Source organism: Streptomyces sp. NPDC005728 (assembly GCF_040630895.1).
GTDB lineage: Bacteria > Actinomycetota > Actinomycetes > Streptomycetales > Streptomycetaceae > Streptomyces.
In genome coordinates, this window is the sequence record NZ_JBEXYL010000245.1 from 1 (window position 1) to 3,288 (window position 3,288).

General features: G+C 70.5%; 3 protein-coding genes. All 3 read left to right on the forward strand.

Annotated features, from left to right (window positions below; genetic code table 11):
• On the forward strand, positions 1–773 hold a 773-nt coding region (locus ABZ471_RS48130), incomplete at its 5' end, for an amino acid ABC transporter permease (RefSeq protein ID WP_359075485.1).
• Positions 770–1,564 carry an amino acid ABC transporter ATP-binding protein gene (locus ABZ471_RS48135; RefSeq protein WP_359075486.1) on the forward strand — a complete coding sequence of 265 codons (795 nt, stop codon included), beginning with the start codon at positions 770–772 and terminating at the stop codon, positions 1,562–1,564. The genes ABZ471_RS48130 and ABZ471_RS48135, both read left to right, overlap by 4 nt.
• A 151-nt stretch (positions 1,565–1,715) precedes the next feature.
• Positions 1,716–3,288, forward strand: a 1,573-nt coding sequence (locus ABZ471_RS48140; RefSeq protein ID WP_359075487.1) for a multicopper oxidase family protein, incomplete at its 3' end; no start/stop codon positions are given.

A 3,288-nucleotide genomic window follows, 5' to 3' on the forward strand; every position in this document is an offset into this window, starting at 1 on the left:
CCGCATCCACAACGGTTCCCACCACAGACAGGAAAGGCCCAGCCACCGGCGTCTGGCCGGCCACGGCGGACTGGGGACGGCTGAAGAACCAGTTCGCGCAGGCCCACATCGCCGAGCAGATGTTCCCGGACGTCATCACGGTGGCGCTGAAGAACACCGTGCTGTACACCCTGTCCGGCTTCGTCGTGGGCCTCGCCCTCGGCATGCTCGTCGCCCTGATGCGACTGTCCTCCGTGGGGCCCTACCGCTGGGTCGCCGGCATCTACATCGAGATCTTCCGCGGCCTGCCCGCCCTGCTGATCTTCATCTTCGTCGGCGTCGGCGTGCCGCTGGCCTTCCCGGACATCCAGTACCCCGGCGGTACCTACGGCAAGGTCGCCGTCGCGCTCGGCCTGGTGTCCGCCGCCTACATGGCGGAGACGATCCGTGCCGGCATCCAGGCCGTGCCCAAGGGGCAGATGGAGGCGGCCCGTTCGCTGGGCTTCTCGCCCGCCCGGGCCATGGTCTCCATCATCGTCCCGCAGGCCTTCCGCATCATTCTTCCGCCCCTGACCAACGAACTCGTCCTGCTCTTCAAGGACTCCTCGCTGGTGCTGTTCCTCGGCGTCACGCTGGAGGAGCGCGAGCTGTCCAAGTTCGGCAACGACCTGGCCAGCACGACCGCCAACTCCACCCCGATCCTGGTCGCCGGCCTGTGCTACCTGCTCATCACCATTCCGCTCGGCTTCGTCGTCCGCCGTATGGAGTCCAAGTCGCAGGAGGCGATCCGTTGAGCCGCCCGGAGATCCGCGTCCAGGGACTGCACAAGTCCTTCGGTGACAACCACGTCCTGCGCGGCATCGACCTGGAGATCGGCCAGGGCGAGGTCGTCTGCGTCATCGGCCCGTCCGGCTCCGGCAAGTCGACCCTGCTGCGGTGCGTGAACCTGCTGGAGGAGCCCACCGGGGGTCAGGTCTTCGTCGGTGGCACCGAGATCACCGACCCGGACGTCGACATCGACGCCGTACGCCGCCGGATCGGCATGGTCTTCCAGCAGTTCAACCTCTTCCCGCACCTCAGCGTCACCGAGAACCTCACGCTCCCGCAGCGACGGGTCCTCGGGCGGGACAAGGCGACGGCGGCGAGGACCGCCGCCGAGAACCTCGCCCGGGTCGGCCTGGCCGAGAAGGCGGACGCCTACCCGTCCTCCCTCTCCGGCGGTCAGCAGCAGCGCGTGGCCATCGCCCGCGCGCTCGCCATGGGCCCCGAGGTGATGCTGTTCGACGAGCCGACCTCCGCACTCGACCCGGAACTCGTCGGGGACGTCCTCGCCGTGATGCGCCGGCTCGCCGAGGAGGGCATGACGATGATGGTCGTCACGCACGAGATGACCTTCGCCCGCGAGGTCGCCGACCGCGTCGTCTTCATGGACGGCGGCGTGATCGTCGAGGACGGCGACCCCGAGCAGGTCATCGGCAACCCCCGCCACGAGCGCACCCGGCACTTCCTGTCCCGCGTGCTCGACCCGGCGATGGCCGAGGTGGAGGAGGAGACCTCGGACCAGGTGGGCAAGACCGGACCCTGAGGCGCTTCTCCCGGAGTCCGGGCCGGCAACGGCGGCTCGATCCGCGCCCCTTGCGCGGCGGCCCGCCGACCGAGGCATCGGAAGCCGACATCACCGAAGCACAACGCCGTATATCCCCCCATGTCGCCGCAAAACGTGTCTTATTGCAGCCATGCACACATCTTCGCGGCGTACCCTGCTCCGTGCCCCGCTCGCTGCCGCCGGCGCGGGACTCCTGCCTGTCCGCCCCGACTTCGCTCTCCGCCCCCACCGCGCCCCCGAGGGAACCGCGCCAGGCGAGGCCGGCTTCGGCCCGTCAGGGCTCGGGGGCTATGTCGACCCGTCGGGTCCGGAGGTCCTGGCGGCCGAGCGGAGGCGAGGCGCCGGCCCCGTGCGCGCACTCGGGTTCACCGCCGCCGAGTCCACGCTGGACCTCGGCGGGCGGACCGTCCGGAGCTGGGCCTACGACCAGACGCTGCCCGGTCCGGTGGTGCGCGTCACCGCCGGTGACGTCCTGAGCCTCACCCTCGCCAACCGTCTGCCGGTCCCCACCACGCTCCACGCGCACGGTGTGCGGCTGCGCTGCGACATGGACGGTGTCCCCGACGTGACGCAGAACGCCATCCGTCCGGGAGCCTCCTTCACCTACCGCTTCGCCGTCTCCCACCCGGGCACCTATCTTCTGCACTCCCACGTCGGACTCCAGCCCGACCGTGCGCTGTACGCCCCCTTCGTCGTCGACGACCCCCGGGAACCCCTCGCCTACGACAAGGAATGGGTCGTCGTCCTGGACGACTGGCTCGACGGCGTGGGCGGTTCCACCCCGGAGCGCGTACTCGACCAGCTCCAGCCCGGATCGGGCACCTCCATGGGGGGCGGAGGCATGGCCATGGGTCCCCGACGCGGCCGCCTGCCTGCCGGCCCCTCCCGGATGCTGCGCAACTCGCACAGCCGCATGCTCGAGAGCGCCGGGGGCAGTGTGGCCTACCCGTACTACCTCGCCAACGGCCGTCTGCCGGTCAGTCCCGCGGTGTTCCGGTGCCGCCCGGGCGACCGCGTCCGGCTGCGCATCATCAACGCGGGCTCCGAGACCGCGTTCCGGGTGGCGCTGGGCGACCACACCATGACCGTCACGCACACCGACGGCTATCCCGTGGAGCACACGCAGACCGACGCCCTCCTCGTGGGCATGGCCGAGCGCTACGACGTCCTGGTCACCGCCAAGGACGGCGTCTTCCCCCTCGTCGCACTCGCCGAGGGGAAGGTGGGCCAGGCCCTCGCCGTGCTGCGTACCGACAGGGGGAGGGCCGTTCCCAGGGGGGCGGCCCACCCGGACGAACTGGACGGGCGGGTCGTGCCCGCGCGTCGCCTCGTACCGGACGAGTCGGTGGCACTGGAGGACCGCGAACCCGACCGCGAGCTGCGCATCAGGCTCACCGGCGGCATGAAGCGGTTCGACTGGGGCTTCGACCACCAGCCCTACGACCCGCGCAGGCGCCACCCGGTGCGCGCCGGCGAGCGGGTACGGCTCACCCTCATCAACGCCACGGACATGTGGCACCCGTTGCACCTGCACGGTCACACGTTCGCGCTCACCGGTCTGGACGCCGTCGGCGCGCGCAAGGACACCGCGATCGTGCTCCCGCACCGCAAGATCGTCGTCGACTTCGACGCCGACAACCCCGGCCTCTGGATGCTCCACTGCCACAACCAGTACCACTCCGAGAGCGGCATGATGACCATCC